12 protein-coding genes are annotated in these 16,210 nt (G+C 63.0%); 7 read left to right on the top strand and 5 right to left on the bottom strand.

Annotated features, from left to right (window positions below):
• The first annotated feature begins 4 nt into the window (after nucleotides 1–4).
• Both P9230_RS12870 and P9230_RS12875 read left to right on the top strand, forming a co-directional pair.
• A complete protein-coding gene (locus P9230_RS12870) occupies nucleotides 5–1,081 on the top strand; it encodes a glycosyltransferase family 2 protein (RefSeq protein WP_278119323.1) in 1,077 nt (358 codons plus the stop codon).
• A 31-nt stretch (nucleotides 1,082–1,112) separates the two neighbouring features.
• Nucleotides 1,113–2,096: an NAD-dependent epimerase/dehydratase family protein gene (locus P9230_RS12875; RefSeq protein WP_278119325.1), complete on the top strand. Its 984-nt coding sequence runs from the start codon at nucleotides 1,113–1,115 to the stop codon at nucleotides 2,094–2,096.
• A 188-nt stretch (nucleotides 2,097–2,284) separates the two neighbouring features.
• Here the strand turns inward: P9230_RS12875 and P9230_RS12880 are convergent, their stop codons facing one another.
• Both P9230_RS12880 and P9230_RS12885 read right to left on the bottom strand, forming a co-directional pair.
• Nucleotides 2,285–3,025 (bottom strand): sulfotransferase domain-containing protein, encoded by a 741-nt coding sequence (locus tag P9230_RS12880; RefSeq protein ID WP_127335067.1) that lies wholly within the window; start codon nucleotides 3,023–3,025, stop codon nucleotides 2,285–2,287.
• 138 nt (nucleotides 3,026–3,163) lie between these two features.
• Nucleotides 3,164–3,679: a hypothetical protein gene (locus P9230_RS12885; protein WP_278119327.1), complete on the bottom strand. Its 516-nt coding sequence runs from the start codon at nucleotides 3,677–3,679 to the stop codon at nucleotides 3,164–3,166.
• A gap of 231 nt (nucleotides 3,680–3,910) precedes the next feature.
• On the opposite strand from P9230_RS12885, the gene P9230_RS12890 reads away from it, so the two are divergent.
• Nucleotides 3,911–6,586 (top strand): DUF6212 domain-containing protein, encoded by a 2,676-nt coding sequence (locus P9230_RS12890; RefSeq protein WP_278119329.1) that lies wholly within the window; start codon nucleotides 3,911–3,913, stop codon nucleotides 6,584–6,586.
• A 237-nt stretch (nucleotides 6,587–6,823) separates the two neighbouring features.
• On the top strand, nucleotides 6,824–7,114 hold the full coding sequence (locus P9230_RS12895; RefSeq protein ID WP_127215833.1) for a hypothetical protein: 291 nt from the start codon (nucleotides 6,824–6,826) through the stop codon (nucleotides 7,112–7,114).
• A gap of 33 nt (nucleotides 7,115–7,147) precedes the next feature.
• Here P9230_RS12895 and P9230_RS12900 read toward each other — a convergent pair whose 3' ends face one another.
• Nucleotides 7,148–8,101, bottom strand: coding sequence for a glycosyltransferase family 2 protein (locus P9230_RS12900; RefSeq protein WP_164749222.1), 954 nt, complete (start codon nucleotides 8,099–8,101; stop codon nucleotides 7,148–7,150).
• Between the two features lie 257 nt (nucleotides 8,102–8,358).
• Here P9230_RS12900 and P9230_RS12905 point away from each other — a divergent pair, with 257 nt between their 5' ends.
• Both P9230_RS12905 and P9230_RS12910 read left to right on the top strand, forming a co-directional pair.
• Nucleotides 8,359–11,598, top strand: a complete 3,240-nt coding sequence (locus P9230_RS12905; protein WP_067330312.1) for a DUF6212 domain-containing protein — start codon at nucleotides 8,359–8,361, stop codon at nucleotides 11,596–11,598.
• 107 nt (nucleotides 11,599–11,705) lie between these two features.
• Complete coding sequence (locus P9230_RS12910; protein ID WP_067330308.1) at nucleotides 11,706–12,482, top strand: OmpA family protein; 777 nt, start codon at nucleotides 11,706–11,708, stop codon at nucleotides 12,480–12,482.
• Nucleotides 12,483–12,675: 193 nt separating this feature from the next.
• Here the strand turns inward: P9230_RS12910 and P9230_RS12915 are convergent, their stop codons facing one another.
• Together P9230_RS12915 and P9230_RS12920 are read right to left on the bottom strand one after the other, a co-directional pair.
• Entirely contained in the window at nucleotides 12,676–13,125 is a 450-nt protein-coding gene (locus P9230_RS12915; protein ID WP_067330305.1) for a DNA polymerase III subunit chi, read from the bottom strand.
• A 7-nt stretch (nucleotides 13,126–13,132) separates the two neighbouring features.
• Complete coding sequence (locus tag P9230_RS12920; RefSeq protein ID WP_278119334.1) at nucleotides 13,133–14,659, bottom strand: leucyl aminopeptidase; 1,527 nt, start codon at nucleotides 14,657–14,659, stop codon at nucleotides 13,133–13,135.
• 349 nt (nucleotides 14,660–15,008) lie between these two features.
• Here P9230_RS12920 and lptF point away from each other — a divergent pair, with 349 nt between their 5' ends.
• Complete coding sequence (gene lptF / locus P9230_RS12925; RefSeq protein WP_095800074.1) at nucleotides 15,009–16,208, top strand: LPS export ABC transporter permease LptF; 1,200 nt, start codon at nucleotides 15,009–15,011, stop codon at nucleotides 16,206–16,208.
• Nucleotides 16,209–16,210: the final 2 nt, after the last annotated feature.

Genomic DNA, 16,210 nt, shown 5'->3' on the forward strand with positions numbered 1-16,210 from the left:
CGCCATGGACATGCTTCCCATTCCTCAGTCGGGGCTGCCTGCCGGTGCCGTCATGCCCGAGCACCAGCTTTCCATCGTCATCCCGATGTATAACGAGGCCGACAACGTCGAGCCGCTGATCGTGCGTATCCACCAGGCGATGGAGAATTACAGCCAGCCCTGGGAAGTGGTGCTGGTGGACGACGGCAGCACCGACGCCACGCCGAATGAAATTCGCCGCCTGGCGGCCGAATACGGTGCGCATGTGCACGCTGTGGAGCTGGTGCGCAACTTCAAGCAGACGGCGGCCATGCAGGCAGGCCTCGACGCTGCCCGCGGCGATGTCATCGCGACGCTCGACGGCGACCTGCAGAACGATCCGTTCGACATACCGCGCATGGTCCATCGACTGCTGACCGAGGATCTCGACCTCGTCGCCGGCTGGCGCAAGAACCGCCAGGAGGGTTTCTGGATGCGCCGGCTGCCGTCACGCATCGCCAACTCGCTGATCGCGCGCGTCACCGGGGTTCGGCTGAAGGACTATGGCTGCAGCCTCAAAGTGTTCCGCGGCAGCGTCATCCGCAGCGTCAGGCTCTATGGCGAAATGCACCGCTTCATCCCGGCCTGGCTGGCGACGGTGACGACGCCGCGCCGCATCGCCCAGGAGGTGGTGACGCATCACGCCCGCATCCACGGCCAGTCGAAATACGGCATCTCGCGCACCTTCCGCGTGGTGCTCGACCTGGTCTTCATGTTCTTCTTCATGCGCTACCGGACCAGGCCCGGCCATTTCTTCGGCGGCATCGGCATCGTGTTCGGCGTGCTCGGCTCGCTGATCCTTGCCTACCTGTTCAGCTTGAAGGTGTTTTTCGGACAGGACATTGGAACGCGCCCGATGCTGTTCACCGGCTTCTTCCTGGTCATCGCCGGCCTACAGATGGTAACGTCGGGCGTGCTCGCCGAGATGCTGTCGCGCGTCTATCTCGAGGCCAATGTTTCGCTCGCCTATGTGGCGCGCCCGCAGCCCGCGCCTGGCGAAGGCGATGGCTGGCGTTGGCCGAACCCGCCGGCGCAAGCCAAGAAAGCCCCGAGACGGAAATGATCCCGCCCCTACCCTCATCCGAGGTCCGCGCATGACCATCCTTGTGACCGGAGCCGCCGGCTTCATCGGCAGCCATATCTGCGAGCGCCTGCTCGCCCGCGGCGACGCCGTTGTCGGCGTCGACAGCATGAACGCCTACTACGACCCGGCATTGAAGGCGGCACGGCTCGCCAGGCTTTCCGGCCGGCACGGATTTTCGTTCCGCCAACTCGACATAGCCGAGCCGGGCGCGCTGGCGGCGAACCTCGAGGGAACGCTGCTTAGCGGCATCGTGCATCTCGGCGCCCAGGCGGGCGTGCGCTATTCGCTCGAAAATCCGCGCGCCTATATCCACGCCAACATCGCCGGCCACCTGGAGGTGCTGGAGCTCTGCCGTGCATCGCCCGAGATCAAGCATCTGGTCTATGCCTCGTCGAGCTCGGTCTATGGCGGCAACACCAAGGTGCCGTTCGTGGAAACCGACCGCGTCGACAATCCGGTGTCGATCTACGCGGCGACCAAGAAGGCGGATGAGCTGATCAGTTCGACTTATTCGCATCTCTTCGGGCTGCCGCAGACCGGCCTGCGCTTCTTCACCGTCTACGGCCCCTGGGGACGACCGGACATGGCGGCCTGGATCTTCACCGAGGCGATGCTCTCCGGCAAGCCGATCCGCGTCTTCAACCATGGCGAGATGTGGCGCGATTTCACCTATGTCGACGACGTTGTCGAGGGCGTGATTGCGGTTCTCGACAAGCCGCCGGCGGCCGGCGGCGAGCGCCACCGCATCTACAACATCGGCAACAGCCAGCCGGTGCATCTCGGCCGCTTCATTGAGACGCTGGAAGGGCTGCTCGGCGTGAAGGCCATCCGTGAGGATCTTCCCATGCAGCCTGGCGATGTCGAGAAGACCTTTGCCGACACCAGCGCGCTAGAGCGCGACATCGGCTTCAAGCCGAAAGTGCCGATCGAGGAAGGACTGGCGAAATTCGTCGACTGGTACCGGCGGGAATGGCGGCCGGAGGGCAAGCTGTAAAGCGAAGCGCTGCCGCCGATGCCCTGCCCTGATGTCGAAGCGAGGCTGACCCTGGTAGTCGGTGCAGGCCGCGTCGATCTCCAGGCTTGTGGCCGTGCAGGCCCCGCGTCGTTCGCGGCGGCAGCGACCAGCTCGCTTATGCGCCGCAGCAGTCATAGCGCATTCATGGGCTGGCCCATCTTCCGACGTCAGCCGAACGCGTACAGATCGTCCGTCGAGACTGCCCTGAAATAGGTCACGAATTCCCAGTAATTCTCGATGCGGTCGACGAAAGGCCGCTGCGGCGGCTTCAGGATCTCGGTCTCGAAGTGGTCCAGTCGCTGGGAACCGCCGAGATAGGCAATGATTGCATTGCCAACCAGTGGATCGCCGATGTCGCTATAGTGGATCGGGAAATACGGCTGTCGGGTCTCGAACAGCACCGATCTGATCTTTGCGCGAAACAGATTCAGCTCGCGCAGAAACGCGTTGAAACGTTCTATGTCGAAATGCACCTTCTTTCTGGGGCTGTCGGCTGCGAACCGGTCGGTGGCATGGACTGTCCATACTCCGGATGCTTCCGCTTCGAGCAACGAGACGAAGGACGCGATCGGATTCCTGACAAGCCAGAGCTTCTTGACGCTTTCATCTTCCAGCACGGGGAGTATGGCCGCGCGCGTCTGGTCGGGAAATATATGAAAACCGATGAAGCGAGCCGACTGATCGTCGAAGATGCGCGCGATGAACTGCTCCGGCTCGACATCTCGCAAATCGACCCGATCGCGCGGCAGATCGATTTTCTCGTGATAGTCATGGCGCAAGCCGACGAAGCTCGGATTGAAGATTTCGCCGTGCAGCACCATTCCGTCATACTGGTTGAGATGGCGATTGAGCGCTTGAGAACCGGTTCGTGGCGAAGCGATCAGCACGAACTTCTGACAAGACTGCATTCACGCCACACCCGTTGGAGTTTGCCCGAACATACACAAACGACCTCTCCGTTCAAATGTGAGCGGCCGCTTGAAACGGCAACGGCAGGCGCCCTGAAGCACCCGCCGTCGTCGGTGTCCCAGCACTTGCTGCGGGGTTCAACCGCCGCGCAGGCGCGTTGGGCTGAGGCTCGCAATGGTCGAACGCTGTTCGGCGGGACAAGTCGGCAGGAACCGGCTCGCATCCGCATAGGTCATGGTGGTGACGGAGTTCTTCAGGCCGCCGCGCTTGGCGATCCAGCCGCGAACCCAGCCAGGGTAGTTCTTCATCATGAAGTCGGCCGCGACCTGGTTGCCGCGCACCCCGGCGCCATACGGCAGGTGGAAGCCGAACGATGCGTTGCGCGTGACGCAGACCTTGCTCTTGGGCATCGCCAGGTAAAGCGTGCAGGCCGAATCGCACGCACCGTTGAAGCGCACGAAACCGCCGCTGCGGCGCATCTTCAGCATGCCGATGGCATAGTCGATTACATAGCCGCCGCGGTCGCCGCTGATCGTCTTGACGTAGCCCTTGCCGAGATTCATGCGCGGACGCAGCAATTGGTCTGCCGAGCTCGTCGAGATCATCGCGCCCGTCAAGGCGAGCGCAGCGAGAAACTTCAATATCGTTTTCATTCGCGCCTCCTGCTATGCCGTGAACGGTTAGCCGGGACGCGTAAAGATTGGTTATGCCGTGTCGATAAACTTGTAACAATCGCTTGATTGCACAGTCTTTTTAGGGGCCGCTTGATTGCATTGGTTTATCAACGGCGCAGAAGGATGATCACTGAAAAGTAAATCCGGCATGGTCAAAGACCAGAGAAGCGTGGAAGCCTTGCCGGTCGATTTGGGTCAGAGGAACGTTCAATGACCGCTGGAAGCAAGCCGAAGCCGGAAGGCGGTCGTCGCCGCATCTGCGTGGTCACGCCTGCGATCCGGCGCGACGCCGATAAAGACGATGCCTCGGCGCCCGGCGAACTTGCCAGGCTCTTCGCCGAAGACGGAGACGACGTCACGCTGCTGTGGGTTGCCGGCCGGGACGTGCCATCCACGGACGAGGTCGCGGCCCGCCGGGCGGAGTTCGGGGCCGCCTCGGTCAAACTGGAGGTTCTCGACCGGTCCGACCAGCTGCTTCCCTCGCTGGCGACGCCCGAAAGCCGCTCCGCTGCGCTGCTGCATTATCTCGAGCGGTGCAGTTACGATCTGGTCTACGCGCCGCTGGAGGGTGGCCTGCCCTACTTCACCCTGCTCGCGGCTGAGACCGATGCCTTCGCCACGCCGCCGATCGTCCTCCTTGCCCGCGCTCCGCAAGAATGGGCGCATGAAGCCGACAAAACATTCATGGGCAGCACCGAGGCGATCGCCACGGCCTACATGGAAAAGTACTGCGCCGAGATGGCCGACAGGACGGTCTGTGCATCCGCCGCCCTGCGCCAATGGATGCTGTCGAGAGGCTGGAAGGTGCGCAAGGCGACGGTGCTGCCGCCACCGCTTCGGGCCGTCCGGACCGAAGCGCCGCAGCCACCCATCGCGAGCAAGGCGCGTGAGCTTGCCGCCCTGGCCGGATCGCGCTTTCGTGACGGGCTGACGCTGCTCTGCGACGCGCTCGACATCCTCGCGCAATCGGCGCCCGAAGGGCTGACCCTCACCGCGTTCGGTCCATTCGGCAAGATCATGGGCGAGCACAGCGGCGGACTGCTTCTGCGGCGCGCCGAACGTTGGCCGTTCCGGCTCAAGCTGTTGCCGCGCGCGACCCTCGAGGAGAGGCTCGACTACCTCGCACGCAGCGGCGCCTTGGCCGTTGTCCCCAGCCTTGCCGCATCGACCGGCGAGGCCGTTGGCGCATGCACCGCGGCAGGGCTGCCCTTCGTTGCAACCAATGCCGGCGCGAATGCCGAAGCCTGGAAGGCTCAAGCCGGCCAGCCGCCGCTGGTCGAGCCCGACGCGGCGCAATTGGCGGCCGCCATGCTGGCGGCGCTCGAGAAGCCGCCCCGGCCACGGCGGATCGATATGACGGGCCCCTGCCGCAAGGCATGGCTGGATACACGCAATGTGCCCGCTGCCCGGAAGCGCGTTCGCAAGCGGCCCCAACCGGCGCCCCTGGTTTCGGTGGTTATGGCGCATCGCAACCGGCCGCTCTATCTCAAACAAGCCATCGAAGCGGTCGAGGCGCAAACCTACGGCAATCTTGAACTGGTGCTGGTCGACGACGGAAGCGATCTGGAAGAAGGCAGGCAATTGCTGGATACGTTGGAACCAGGCTTCCGTAAGCGCGGATGGAGGATCCTGCGCCGGCCGCACAAGCATCTTGGCGCCGCCCGCAATGCCGGCGTGCGCGCCGCGCGCGGCGAACTGATCCTGTTCGTGGACGACGACAATGCGCTTTTTCCGGAAGCCGTCGAGCATTTCGTCCGTGGCATGGCGGCATCGGGCGCGGACATCTGCACGGCCTTCCAATTGCTCTTCTATGAGGATTTCGTGCCCGAGGACCGGGCCGACGGCCTGATCCAGTATCTGCCGCTTGGCGGCCCCGACGCGCTGGGCCTGATCCACAACGTCTATGGCGACGCCAATGCGATGGTGCGCCGGTCGGTTTTCTCGCAGATCGGATTTTGGCTTGAGGATCCCACCTATGCCATGCACGACTGGGAGTTCTTCGCGCGGGCCTCACTCGCCGGGCTCAAGCTCAGGCCCATTCCAAAGCCGCTCTACTGGTACCGGTCGAAACCGGACGGCATGTTCCGCACGTCGAATTGGTACGACAACCGCTTGCCTGTCCTGGAGGCGTTGCGGACGCTGCGATCCGATGACACCCGGCTGCTCCACCAAATGGCCATCGCGCAGAACACGGCGCGTTCCGAAGTCGACAGCGCGCGCGAGAACCTGAAATATACGCCTGCCGATCGCAAATATCTGGCTCTCAGCGACCTCGAGCCGAACGGCGAGGCAGCGATCGAGACGCTCGTCGGCATCGCCGCTTCGGTCGGCCGCCACGATACTGCCACCGCCTTGCTTGGAGACGGTCTCGCCAGGCCGCAGCCAGACGCATCAGGCAGAGCCGAGGCGGCCAGCGCTTCAGGCGCGCTCGCTTACGACGTGCTGAGGAGCGCAAGGCTGCTTACGCCGCGCACTGCAGCGCTGCCGTTGTTGCTGGTGGCGCCCGACGGCGGCGGCGTGTTCCTGCGCCCGCATGCGGAGGGTGCGGTCGCAGCATCGATCGATCATCAATTCCCGCCCTTCTTTCGCAGAATAGAGGCCGCCATCGAACTCGCCCATGCCGAGGCTCCGGCAATCGCGTTCGGCCTGGCGCTCGCCCGCCCGGACCGGCCTATAGACTGGCAGCAGGATGTCGGCGCGCAGACAATCGGCTTTTCCGGCTGGATGACGGTCCGCGACAGATTCGTGCGCCACGCCTTGGCGGCGACGGTCAATGTCAGGCGCAAGATGCCGCTTTCGATCGTGCTCGCGGTGCGCTTCGTGGAAGGACCGAACGGTGCTCCGAGCAACGCCTTCTTTCGGACGCTGACGGTGTTCAGCGACTAAAGCAGGACGTTCGAAATCTGAACTCGACATGCTGCCGGTTCGCCTGTTTTTCGGCGCCGCATTTCTGCGGCCACGACGCGATTCAGCCCCGTCGGCGAGAAATAGCCTTCACAGGCCCAAGCAGCCGCTCAAAGTTAACCATCTCTCAAGCCGATTTCTTCCGATATGGTTGACAAATTGCTAACAAATCAATAGTATCAACAGCCTATGGGGTATGTAGTGGCAAGGGTGGGCGTAATGCGTAAGATACAGTCGCTACTTCTGGGCGGACTCAGTCTGCTCGGGTTGAGCGTCGCGTTTTCGAATGCGGCGCAAGCGCAAATCGAAGTTGCTCCAATCAAGGAAGCCGAGCTCGCCTGCGAGCAGGCCCTCAAGATCGGCACCATCGAGGCGCTAGAGGACTACCTGCATCGTTATCCGAATGCGCCAACGGCCTGCAAAGCGCTTGCTTTGAACAGCTTGTCGCAGTTTGCCGGGGGCGGTGGGAACGGCAATGGCGGGGATGGCGGCGGCCGCTACGGCGGATAATTGCCGGCGGCATTTCGCCAATAGATCGTCAGATCAGCTGGCCGCGGTTTCCTGTAACCGCGGCCAGCCCGTCGCGACGAATTCGGCGTAGCGATCCGAGGTTTTCATCCAGCCGAGTTCCACGAGCTGGGCAGTGTCGCCGCGATAGCGCACGGACCGGTCGTTGCGAAGCGAGAGTTTCGGATTGCGCTCCAAGGCCTCCATATAGGCGGCGCGCTCTTCGAGCGTCTTTTCTTTCAGTTGCGCATTCTCGCCTAGCGAGGATGCCGATTTCTGCTGGAAGCCCCAAACAAATTTGAAGTGCAGCAGCGCGACGCGGAGTTCGCTGAACCGCACCTTGCTGATGGTGTGCTGCGCCGCGTGGTAATGTGTGTCCCTGCTCCACCGCACGATCGGCACCTTGGTCAGGCACGGTGGAAAGGTCTGCTTGAAGCGGCCGCGCCAGAAAACGCGCTCGCGCACCCCGCCGAACATTTGCTCGGGAGGATAAAGTCCATCCCGCGCGCGCAGCCATCCCGGCTCCGGATCGAAATAGGAGGATGCGTCCACCAAAGGGATGCTGCCGTCGTAGCTGCACTCCGCCAACGGTCCGTCCGCGTACATGTCGATCATGGATCCGATCACAGCTTCGGCGCCGGTCGACTCGAGATAATTGAAAAGCCGGCGCAGGCTCACGCGCTCGAGATCGGGATAGACAAGAAGCTCGTCGGCATCGACGGACAGACACCAGTGGCCGGAACCGAACACGCGCATCAATGTGTTGATCCATCGCGGCGGGGTGATGTTCTCGGCGAAATGCGACCCCTCCGTGTGGAAACAATGGCTGTCCGGCTGCTCCAGGACTAGTTCTCGCGTCCCGTCCGTCGAGCCGTTGTCCAGGAAGAAGAACCGGTCGACTCCGAGCCTTCGATAATGTTCGAGAAGATGCGGCAGCAACGTCCTCTCGTTGCGCAGTGCAACGAAGCACAGAATCTCGTCCTTGCGCACGTCAAGCGGCCTATGGTCCAGCCGCTCAAGGTGTTTTGGAGGTCGATGGGCAAGCATGCGAACGCCAATCAATACGGTTTGCGCGAGGAGCCTGGACAGGCTTGCGATGATTATCCCGGTCAGACGATTATCAAAGTGTTATCCACCTGTTGGCAAGACTGCTGCGGCTGAGGATCGAGGGGGACCGATTGAAGGTTGGTTCGAAGACGGGCGCAATCTCTACGCCTAAGCGGCAGTCAAGCCACAAACCCCGCAGGGTGTGTGTCGTTTCCGAAGTCGAGTTCGGCTCTACGGTTACCGCTGATCCAGGGTCGGCGACGTATGCGCTGGCGCAGCACCTGGCGAAAATCGGCGACACGGTCACGCTGCTATGGGTGCCGAGCCCGCTCGGCAGCCAGCCCGACGAGCAGGAGATCGACAGGCTCGCCAAATGGAGCTTCGATAATTTCCTGGTGCGCCTCGAGCTGCTGCCGCGGTCACCCGAATTGCTGCGTGGCCTGGAGTCCAGCGACAAGAATTCCGTAGCCGTCTACCACTACCTCAAACAGAACCCCTTCGATGTCGTCTATTTCGCGCTTGAAGGCGGGCTGGCGCATTTCCCCACCGTCGCCAAGCGCACGGGTGTCTTTGCCGACCCTCCCATCCTCGTGGTGCTCGCGCATGGGCCGCTCATGTGGGATCTGGAGGCTAACGCCAGGGCGATCGAACGCAAGGAGCAGATGACCGTCGCCCATATGGAGAGGACCTCCGCCGAAACCTGCGACCATCTCGTCGTCACAGGCCAGTCCCTGCTCGACTGGATGAACAAGGCGGGGTGGAGACTGCCGGCCAGCCAGCACATCGCGACGCCGTTGGAGCCCGAGGAGTGGCGTTCGAACTTCGCCGTCGATCACTACCGGCCCCGGGAAAAACCGGCCGCCGAGGTGGTTCATTTCTCGGGCACCAAGACGCGAAGCGGACTGACGCTGTTTTGCGACGCACTGGATCGCCTGGCCGAGAATGGCGTGACGGACCTGGCCGTGACCATCGTCGGCGCATTTGGTCATGTGCTCGGCGAGCATTCGGGCGGCATGATCCTGCGGCGCGCCCGGCATTGGCCCTTCAAGCTGAAACTGCTGCCCATCCGGGACGAGCCCGAGATCTTTCGTTACCTGCGGCAAAGCCATGCGCTGGTGGCAATCACGCACTCGGCCGCGCAGCTCCCGCTGGATGTGGTGACTTGCCTTGACGAGAAGATCCCGTTCGTCACGACGGACGTCGGCAGCATGCGCGGGCTGCTTCAGCCGGAGTCCGCCGAGGCGGTCATGGTGGAGGCATCCCCCTCCGCGATCGCGGCCAAGATCCAATCCGTGCTCGAGAGCCGCTCGTTCGGTCCGGCAAAACCGTTGCTTGACCGGGAAGCGCGCGAGAAGGCCTGGAGCAAACTGCACGTCAAATTGTGCCGACATCCGGCCAGAGCCGACGGCCCAAGCCGGAACCGCAGCCGACCGCCGCTGGTATCCATCATCACGGCGCACTACAATCGGGCGCGGCTGTTGCCGCAGGCGATTGCCTCGGTCCGGCGCCAGGACTATCCCAATATCGAACTGATCGTCGTCGATGACGGCAGCACGGATCCGGATGCAATTCGGCTGCTCAATGACATCGAGCCCGAGTTCGAGCAGCGCGGCTGGCGGATCATCCGGCAGAAGAACGGCTTCCTCGGCAAAGCGCGCAACACCGGTATTCGCGCCGCCAAGGGGTCCTTTATCCTGTTCCTGGACGACGACAACGCTCTCTTCCCCAACGCGGTCAGCACGTTTGTGGCCGGCATGCAAAAGTCCGGCGCCGATATCTGCACGACTTTCGCCAAATGGCTCAACGAGCCTTTCGTGCCGCCGGACACCAAGAGCGGCTATATGCTCTACTTTCCGGTCGGCGGTCCGCCGGACATCGCGCTGATTACCAATCCGTATGGCGACGCCAACGCGATGTTCCGGCGCGAGGTGTTCGACAAGGTTGGCTACCTCAACGAGGAGCGCGGCTTTTCGGCGAGCGATTGGGAATTCTTCCTGCGCGCCGATCTCGCGGGTCTGGAAATCGTCACCGTGCCGGAGCCGCTGTACTGGTACCGGTCTTCGCCGGCCGGCATGAACCGCAATGCCGAGTGGCTGAGGAATCGCCGTCCTATCATCGATGTGTTTCGAAAGCACAAGTTCGCGCACACCGACATGTTCGTACAGCTCGGCATCAGCTCGAACACTGCCGATCATGAGAAGGACCTCAACCTCTGGAATCTTGAACTGCGCGTCAAGGACGAACGGTATCTGCGGCTGAGCGCAGCCTCCCCCAACTCCGCGGACGCAGTGCAGTTGCTGGCCGAGATTGCGGCGCGAGAAGGCAGGGCCGATACGGCCATTTCGCTGCTCGCTCACGCCGGACGGTCCGACTTCACGCTGGGCGTCGTCGAACTGCTCAACGCCGCCGCTGAAGAAACAGTGCCGGAACTCCATTCCTCGCTCTACAGCGAGCGCTACCTCCCGGTCGAAGCCCTGCGCCGCGCCTATGTTGGCTCGCATCCGGCTGCCGATGCGGATCTCTTGAGCTATGTCGAGCAGTCGCCGGACCAGCTGTTTGTGCAGGCCACCGCCGGCACCGTCTCAATGGCGCTGCTGAAGGGCGTCTGTCCGGCGGGGACGATCAGCGCCAGCTGCTGGGTCTATCTCGATGAGGCACTGACCGCACCGGCGCAGTTCCAGATCGCGATCGTGGACGCGGAAAACCAGACCTTTGACCAGCTCGCCCGGCTCCTCGAGGATGGCGACGGGAACGGTTGGGCCGATGTCAGCCGCCCGCATGAACCACGCGAGATCGCAACGGGCGTCCACTCGCCTGCTCCCGGCAGACGCGACCTGCTGCTCGCCGTCAGATGCGGCGGCAATCGGCCGGACGCTCGGGTGCTCGGGGGCTTTTCAAGCATTCAGGTCCGAAATGTGGTTTCGACCGGCGGGAAGCACCCGCGTCTCAACGCGCCGCAAGAACGTCAACGCATGCGGCGGCTGACCGGCGAGGAGCTGAAGCGCGCAGCGCTTGTAACGAACTATCCGTCCGAGTTGCCGGCATTGCTGGTCGCCGGGGACAATGGCGGTATCTTTTTGCGGCCGAGCATCCATGGCCCGGTTGTCGCCGCCCTCAATTCGACTTTCCCGACCTTTGCCCGCAGTGTCATCGCTACGGTGGAGATCGCCCACGAGGATGCCTCGCCGTTCGAATTCGCCATGGCGCTGGGCCGGCCGGAAGAAAAACTGGGCTGGAAAAACGACACGCCGGTCGGCGCGCTGGCATTCTCCGGATGGACGCGGATTTCGAAACCTTTCGAGTTGCACGATTTGAAGGTTTCCGTCCGGGAGATCGACCGCAAATGGCTGACCATCTATCTGGCCATCAAACTGCCGCGCGGTTCGAAGCCGATGCCGTCCAACGCCTTTTGGCGCAAATTGCTGCTCGTCTGGGACTGAAGGGCGGGAGCCCGCCAATCGCGCGAACGTGACCTTTCATGGGTGCGAATCAAGAGTGCGAAGTGCGATAAGAACAGATCGGGTCAGTTTGGAAGGGCGCCAAAGAAATGAAAAGTATTGTCGGCCTTGTCCTGGGCCTTTTCATCATTCCCGTCAGTACCGCATTTTTCACAGCCGCCGCCCAGGAGCGCGACGTCGGGCCGAAGTGCACCCAGTGGAACTCGTACCGCGTCCTGTTCAAAAAGGGCGACAGCAAGATTTCCGACGAAACCGCGAAAGGGCTGGCGGCATTCGTCAAGGACGCCGGTCGCGATTGCGGCTACCGGCTCTACGCGACGGCCAGCAAGGAAGGCGCGTACGACAAGGCGGACAGCATTGCCGGCCAAAGGCTGAACGCCACACGCGCGTTTTTGAAAGCGCAGGGCGTCAAGCCCGAAATGGTGCTGGCGCTTTCTCATTGGGTCGACGATCGCGCCAGCGATAGGAACCAGGCGCGGAGCGCTATCCTGTATACCTTGCCGAAGCAAGGGATCTCCTGCCGGCAGTATGAAAAGCGAAGCCCTGCCCAGGTCGCCCTCTTCTTCGACAGCGGATCCTCGGTGATTTCACCCCCGGTCAAACGCGACCTCGAGAACTTCGCCAGCAGCATCAAGGATTCGCGTTGCAACGTGGAACTGACGGCATTGGCCGCCAAGGAGATCACGGGCGCCAATGCGGCAAAGACGAACAAGGACCTGGCCAAGCAACGGATCAAGGCGATCATGGACATCATGACCGCGATTGGCATCGACAGCGACCGCCTCATCGATACGAATGTTGAGTATGTCGGCGACAAGAAGCCGAATACCGCCAAAAATCGCATGGCCACCGCATCGCTGATGTAGCGCGCCTGCCGCCGGCGAATGTTACGACTTTTGACGCCACCCGTGCTCGGAGGGGAAATGTCCGTCGAGCAAATCAAGAAGACTTGTCTTCGGGGTTAAAGTGCATATCGCCGGCCAAATCCACCGACAGGTGAAGGACCTTCCGCCCAGCACCAAAATCAACAAGACAACGATGAGCGACCGCTGATCACCCTCACGCCTTGCGCTCCCAGCGACGGTCGGGCGTCTGCTGCCAGTAGGTCACCGCGTGGCCGGCTTCCTTCATCGTCTTCCAGTGGCTGCGCGCGCCCTTGAGCTGCGCCGCGTCGTGGCCGTCGAACAGGAAGACGGCGCGCTCGTAGCCCGAAAGCTCGGGCGGGTGCGCACCATCGACCAGGAAGCGTATCTGGGCAGCGTTGGGGTTGCCCTCCCCCGTGGTGAGCAGGATCGGCTGCTCGGCCGGATAGGTTTCGCGGTCGGTGGCGTGCGCGAGGAAGGAGTCGTCGCGAAACGTCCACAAATGCTGGTCGAGCGCGTCCCGCCGTTCCTCCGTGCCGGTCTGCACGACCGCGCGCCAGCCGCGCTCGACACTGCGCTCGAGCAGGCCCGGCAGGGCTTCCTCAAGCGTCGATTCGGTCAGGTGGTAGAACAGGATGTCGGCCACGACAGCCTTACCCTTCGTAATGGTCGCGTACCAGCCTATCGAGCAGCCGCACGCCAAAGCCGGAGCCCCAGGATTGGTTGATCTCGCTCGCCGGCGCGCCCATCGCGGTGCCGGCGATGTCGAGATGCGCCCAGGGCGTGTCCTTGACGAAACGCTGCAGGAACTGCGCGGCGATGATGGCGCCGCCATAGCGGCCGCCGATGTTCTTCATGTCGGCGTTCTTGGACTCGATCAGCTTGTCGTATTCGGCACCAAGCGGCATGCGCCACAGCCGCTCCTGCGTGGCTTGGCCGGCGCCGAAAAGCCTGCCGGCCAACTCGTCATTGTTGGAAAACAGGCCGGCATAGTGCTGGCCAAGCGCGACCATGATGGCGCCGGTCAGCGTCGCCAGATTGACCATGAATTTCGGCTTGAAGCGATCGTTGGTGTACCAGAGCGCATCGGCGAGCACCAAGCGGCCTTCTGCGTCGGTGTTCAAGACCTCGATGGTCTGGCCCGACATCGAGGTGACGATGTCGCCCGGGCGTTGCGCATGGCCGTCGACGGCGTTCTCGACCAGGCCGATGACGCCGACGATATTGGCCTTGGCCTTGCGGGCGGCCAACGCACGGATCAGCCCGGTGACCGCGGCGGCTCCGCCCATGTCGCCCTTCATGTCCTCCATGCCGGAGGCCGGCTTCATTGAATTGCCGCCGGTGTCGAAGGTGACGCCCTTGCCGATGAAGGCGATCGGCGCGTCCTTGGCCTTGCCGCCCTTCCACTGCATGACGGCCATGCGGGCGCCGCGCGGCGAGCCCTGCGCGACGCCGAGCAGCGAGCCCATGCCGAGCCTTTTCATCTCCTTCTCGGTGAGGATCTCGACCTCAACGCCGAGCCCTTCCAGTTCCTTCGCGCGAGCGGCGAACTCGACCGGACCGAGCGTATTGGCCGGCTCGTTGACGAGATCGCGCGCAAGCAGCACGCCTTCGATAACGGCCTCTTCCGCGGCGAAGGCCTTCTTGGCGGCGGAAGGGTCGGCGCAGTGGATGGTTATCTTGGCCGGCTTTGCGGTTTCGGCCTTTTTGCTCTCCGCCCCCTTCGCGTCGGATTGGCCGTCTTCCTTGTCCTTCCTGGTCTTGTATTTGTCGAAGCCGTAGCTGCGCAGGAGGATGCCGGCGGCAAGGTGCGCCGCCTGCCTGCCGTCCGGCTGGACGTCCGGAAGATCGAGGATGACAGCGACTTCCACAGCCTTGCGCAGCGCGGCGGCAACCGCGCCGCCGAGCTTCAGCCAGGCGTAGTCGTCGAGGTTTGCGACCTTGCCGGCGCCGACGGCCACCAGCCGGTCGACAGAGGTTCCCTCCGGTGCCAGCACTTCCACCGAGCTCGCGAACTTGCCGGAAAAATCGGCGACCGGAAAGGCGCGCGCCAATGCGCCAGCCGGGTCGCAGGCCTTCGCGGCATCGCCAAGGCCGCCGCCGTCGGCCGCAAGCACGAAGACGCTGCCATTTTTGGGCGCGGCGAATTTGGCAAAGGCAATCGAAGGTCTCGAAGTCATCAGATCCTGCTTCCGGGGTGAGGCGCCGCGAACCGGCTTTCAAGCGTGCGCGACATTTGGTCGTTTTCGGCCATTTGGCAAGACTTTGGCCGAAATCGCTGTCTATATCGGCGCCGAAACCAACCAAGGATTCGTCGCGGCGGAACGCAAGCTTTATGCCGCAACCTGTTGTTAACCATCAATGTTTCGCATTTCTTATTCATTGACGCGGAGACTCCGCCGCGCCGGGCGCGTGGCGTGGAGAGGACAAACCAGATGAGCCGCCTATGGACCCGGTTGTGCAGGCGTCGGCGGATGACTACCTTGTCGGTGGGCATGATGCCGTTCGGCACAATCGAGAAAAGCCTTCATGAAGGTCGTTGAACGCTACATCATGCGTCGCGCTACCGCGATGTTCCTGGCGGCGCTGGCGTGGACACTGGCGATCGTGTGGACGACGCAGGTGCTCGCCAAGATCGACTTGGTCACCGACAGTGGCCAGTCGGCGTTGACCTTCTTCGAAGTCGCGGCCCTGATCATCCCCTCGATCGTCCCGATCGTGGTGCCGTTCGCGCTGGTGGTCGCGGTGGCGCAGACGCTGAGCGCCATGAACACGGATTCGGAGCTGGCGGTGATCAACGCCGCGGGCGCCTCGCGTTGGGCGATCGCGCGGCCGATCCTTCTGCTGGCGCTGGCGGCCAGCGTCTTTTCCTTTGCTGTCGATAACGGCGTCGATCCCTATGCCAGGCAGAAGAACCGGCAGCTGGTGGCGGCCTCGCGCGCCGACCTTCTGTCACTGATCATCCAGGAAGGCACGTTTCGTAAGATCGACGACGGCCTGTTCCTGCAGATCGGAGAACGGCTGCCAGACAACAAGCTCGGCGGCATCTTCGTCGCCGATTCGCGCGAGGAAGGCGCCAACCTCACCTATTACGCAAAGACCGGCAGCATCGTCGAAAAAGGCGACGAGAAGGTGCTGATGATGAATGACGGCGTCATCAACCGCAAATCGGTGACCGGCGACCTTTCCGTCATCCGTTTCACCTCCTACGCCTTCGACCTGTCCGCCTTCATGTCGGCGGCGAACGAGATCACGCTGCTGCCCAAGGACCGGACGACGCCATACCTGCTCGACCCGGATCCCAACGACAAGATGTACCAGCGCAATCCGGGCGGCTATACGGCCGAGGTCAACCAGCGCTTCTCCGAATGGTCTTATTCGCTGGTCTTCGCGCTGATCGCGCTTGCGGTCGCGGGCGACGCGCGCTCGCACCGCGAGGCGCGCATCCATCCGCTGATCACGGCAATCGCTATCGCCCTTTTCGTCCGCTGGCTTGGCTTCTTCGCCGCCGGCAAGGCCGACAAGGTTTGGTACTACGCCTATATGGTCTACGCGGTTCCCATCGTGGCGTCGGCGGTCTCCGCCTGGTTCATCGTCTCGTCGCGGAGCATGGAACTGCCCGCCGCCTGGGCCGACTGGATGACGAATCTCGCCGGCCGCGTCAGCGAGGGCTGGACGGCGCTCAAGCTGTGGCTCGCCCGGCGCGGCACCTCCGGCCAGGGAGCCTGACG

This window comes from Mesorhizobium sp. WSM4887 (assembly GCF_029625865.1).
GTDB lineage: Bacteria > Pseudomonadota > Alphaproteobacteria > Rhizobiales > Rhizobiaceae > Mesorhizobium.

What these genes read in the sequence shown, in the direction of transcription:
- P9230_RS12870 (WP_278119323.1), top strand. Translation starts at nt 5, where the DNA reads ATGGACATGCTTCCCATTCCTCAGTCGGGGCTGCCTGCCGGTGCCGTC.
- P9230_RS12875 (WP_278119325.1), top strand. Translation starts at nt 1,113, where the DNA reads ATGACCATCCTTGTGACCGGAGCCGCCGGCTTCATCGGCAGCCATATC.
- P9230_RS12880 (WP_127335067.1), bottom strand. Translation starts at nt 3,025, where the DNA reads ATGCAGTCTTGTCAGAAGTTCGTGCTGATCGCTTCGCCACGAACCGGT.
- P9230_RS12885 (WP_278119327.1), bottom strand. Translation starts at nt 3,679, where the DNA reads ATGAAAACGATATTGAAGTTTCTCGCTGCGCTCGCCTTGACGGGCGCG.
- P9230_RS12890 (WP_278119329.1), top strand. Translation starts at nt 3,911, where the DNA reads ATGACCGCTGGAAGCAAGCCGAAGCCGGAAGGCGGTCGTCGCCGCATC.
- P9230_RS12895 (WP_127215833.1), top strand. Translation starts at nt 6,824, where the DNA reads ATGCGTAAGATACAGTCGCTACTTCTGGGCGGACTCAGTCTGCTCGGG.
- P9230_RS12910 (WP_067330308.1), top strand. Translation starts at nt 11,706, where the DNA reads ATGAAAAGTATTGTCGGCCTTGTCCTGGGCCTTTTCATCATTCCCGTC.
- P9230_RS12920 (WP_278119334.1), bottom strand. Translation starts at nt 14,659, where the DNA reads ATGACTTCGAGACCTTCGATTGCCTTTGCCAAATTCGCCGCGCCCAAA.
- lptF (WP_095800074.1), top strand. Translation starts at nt 15,009, where the DNA reads ATGAAGGTCGTTGAACGCTACATCATGCGTCGCGCTACCGCGATGTTC.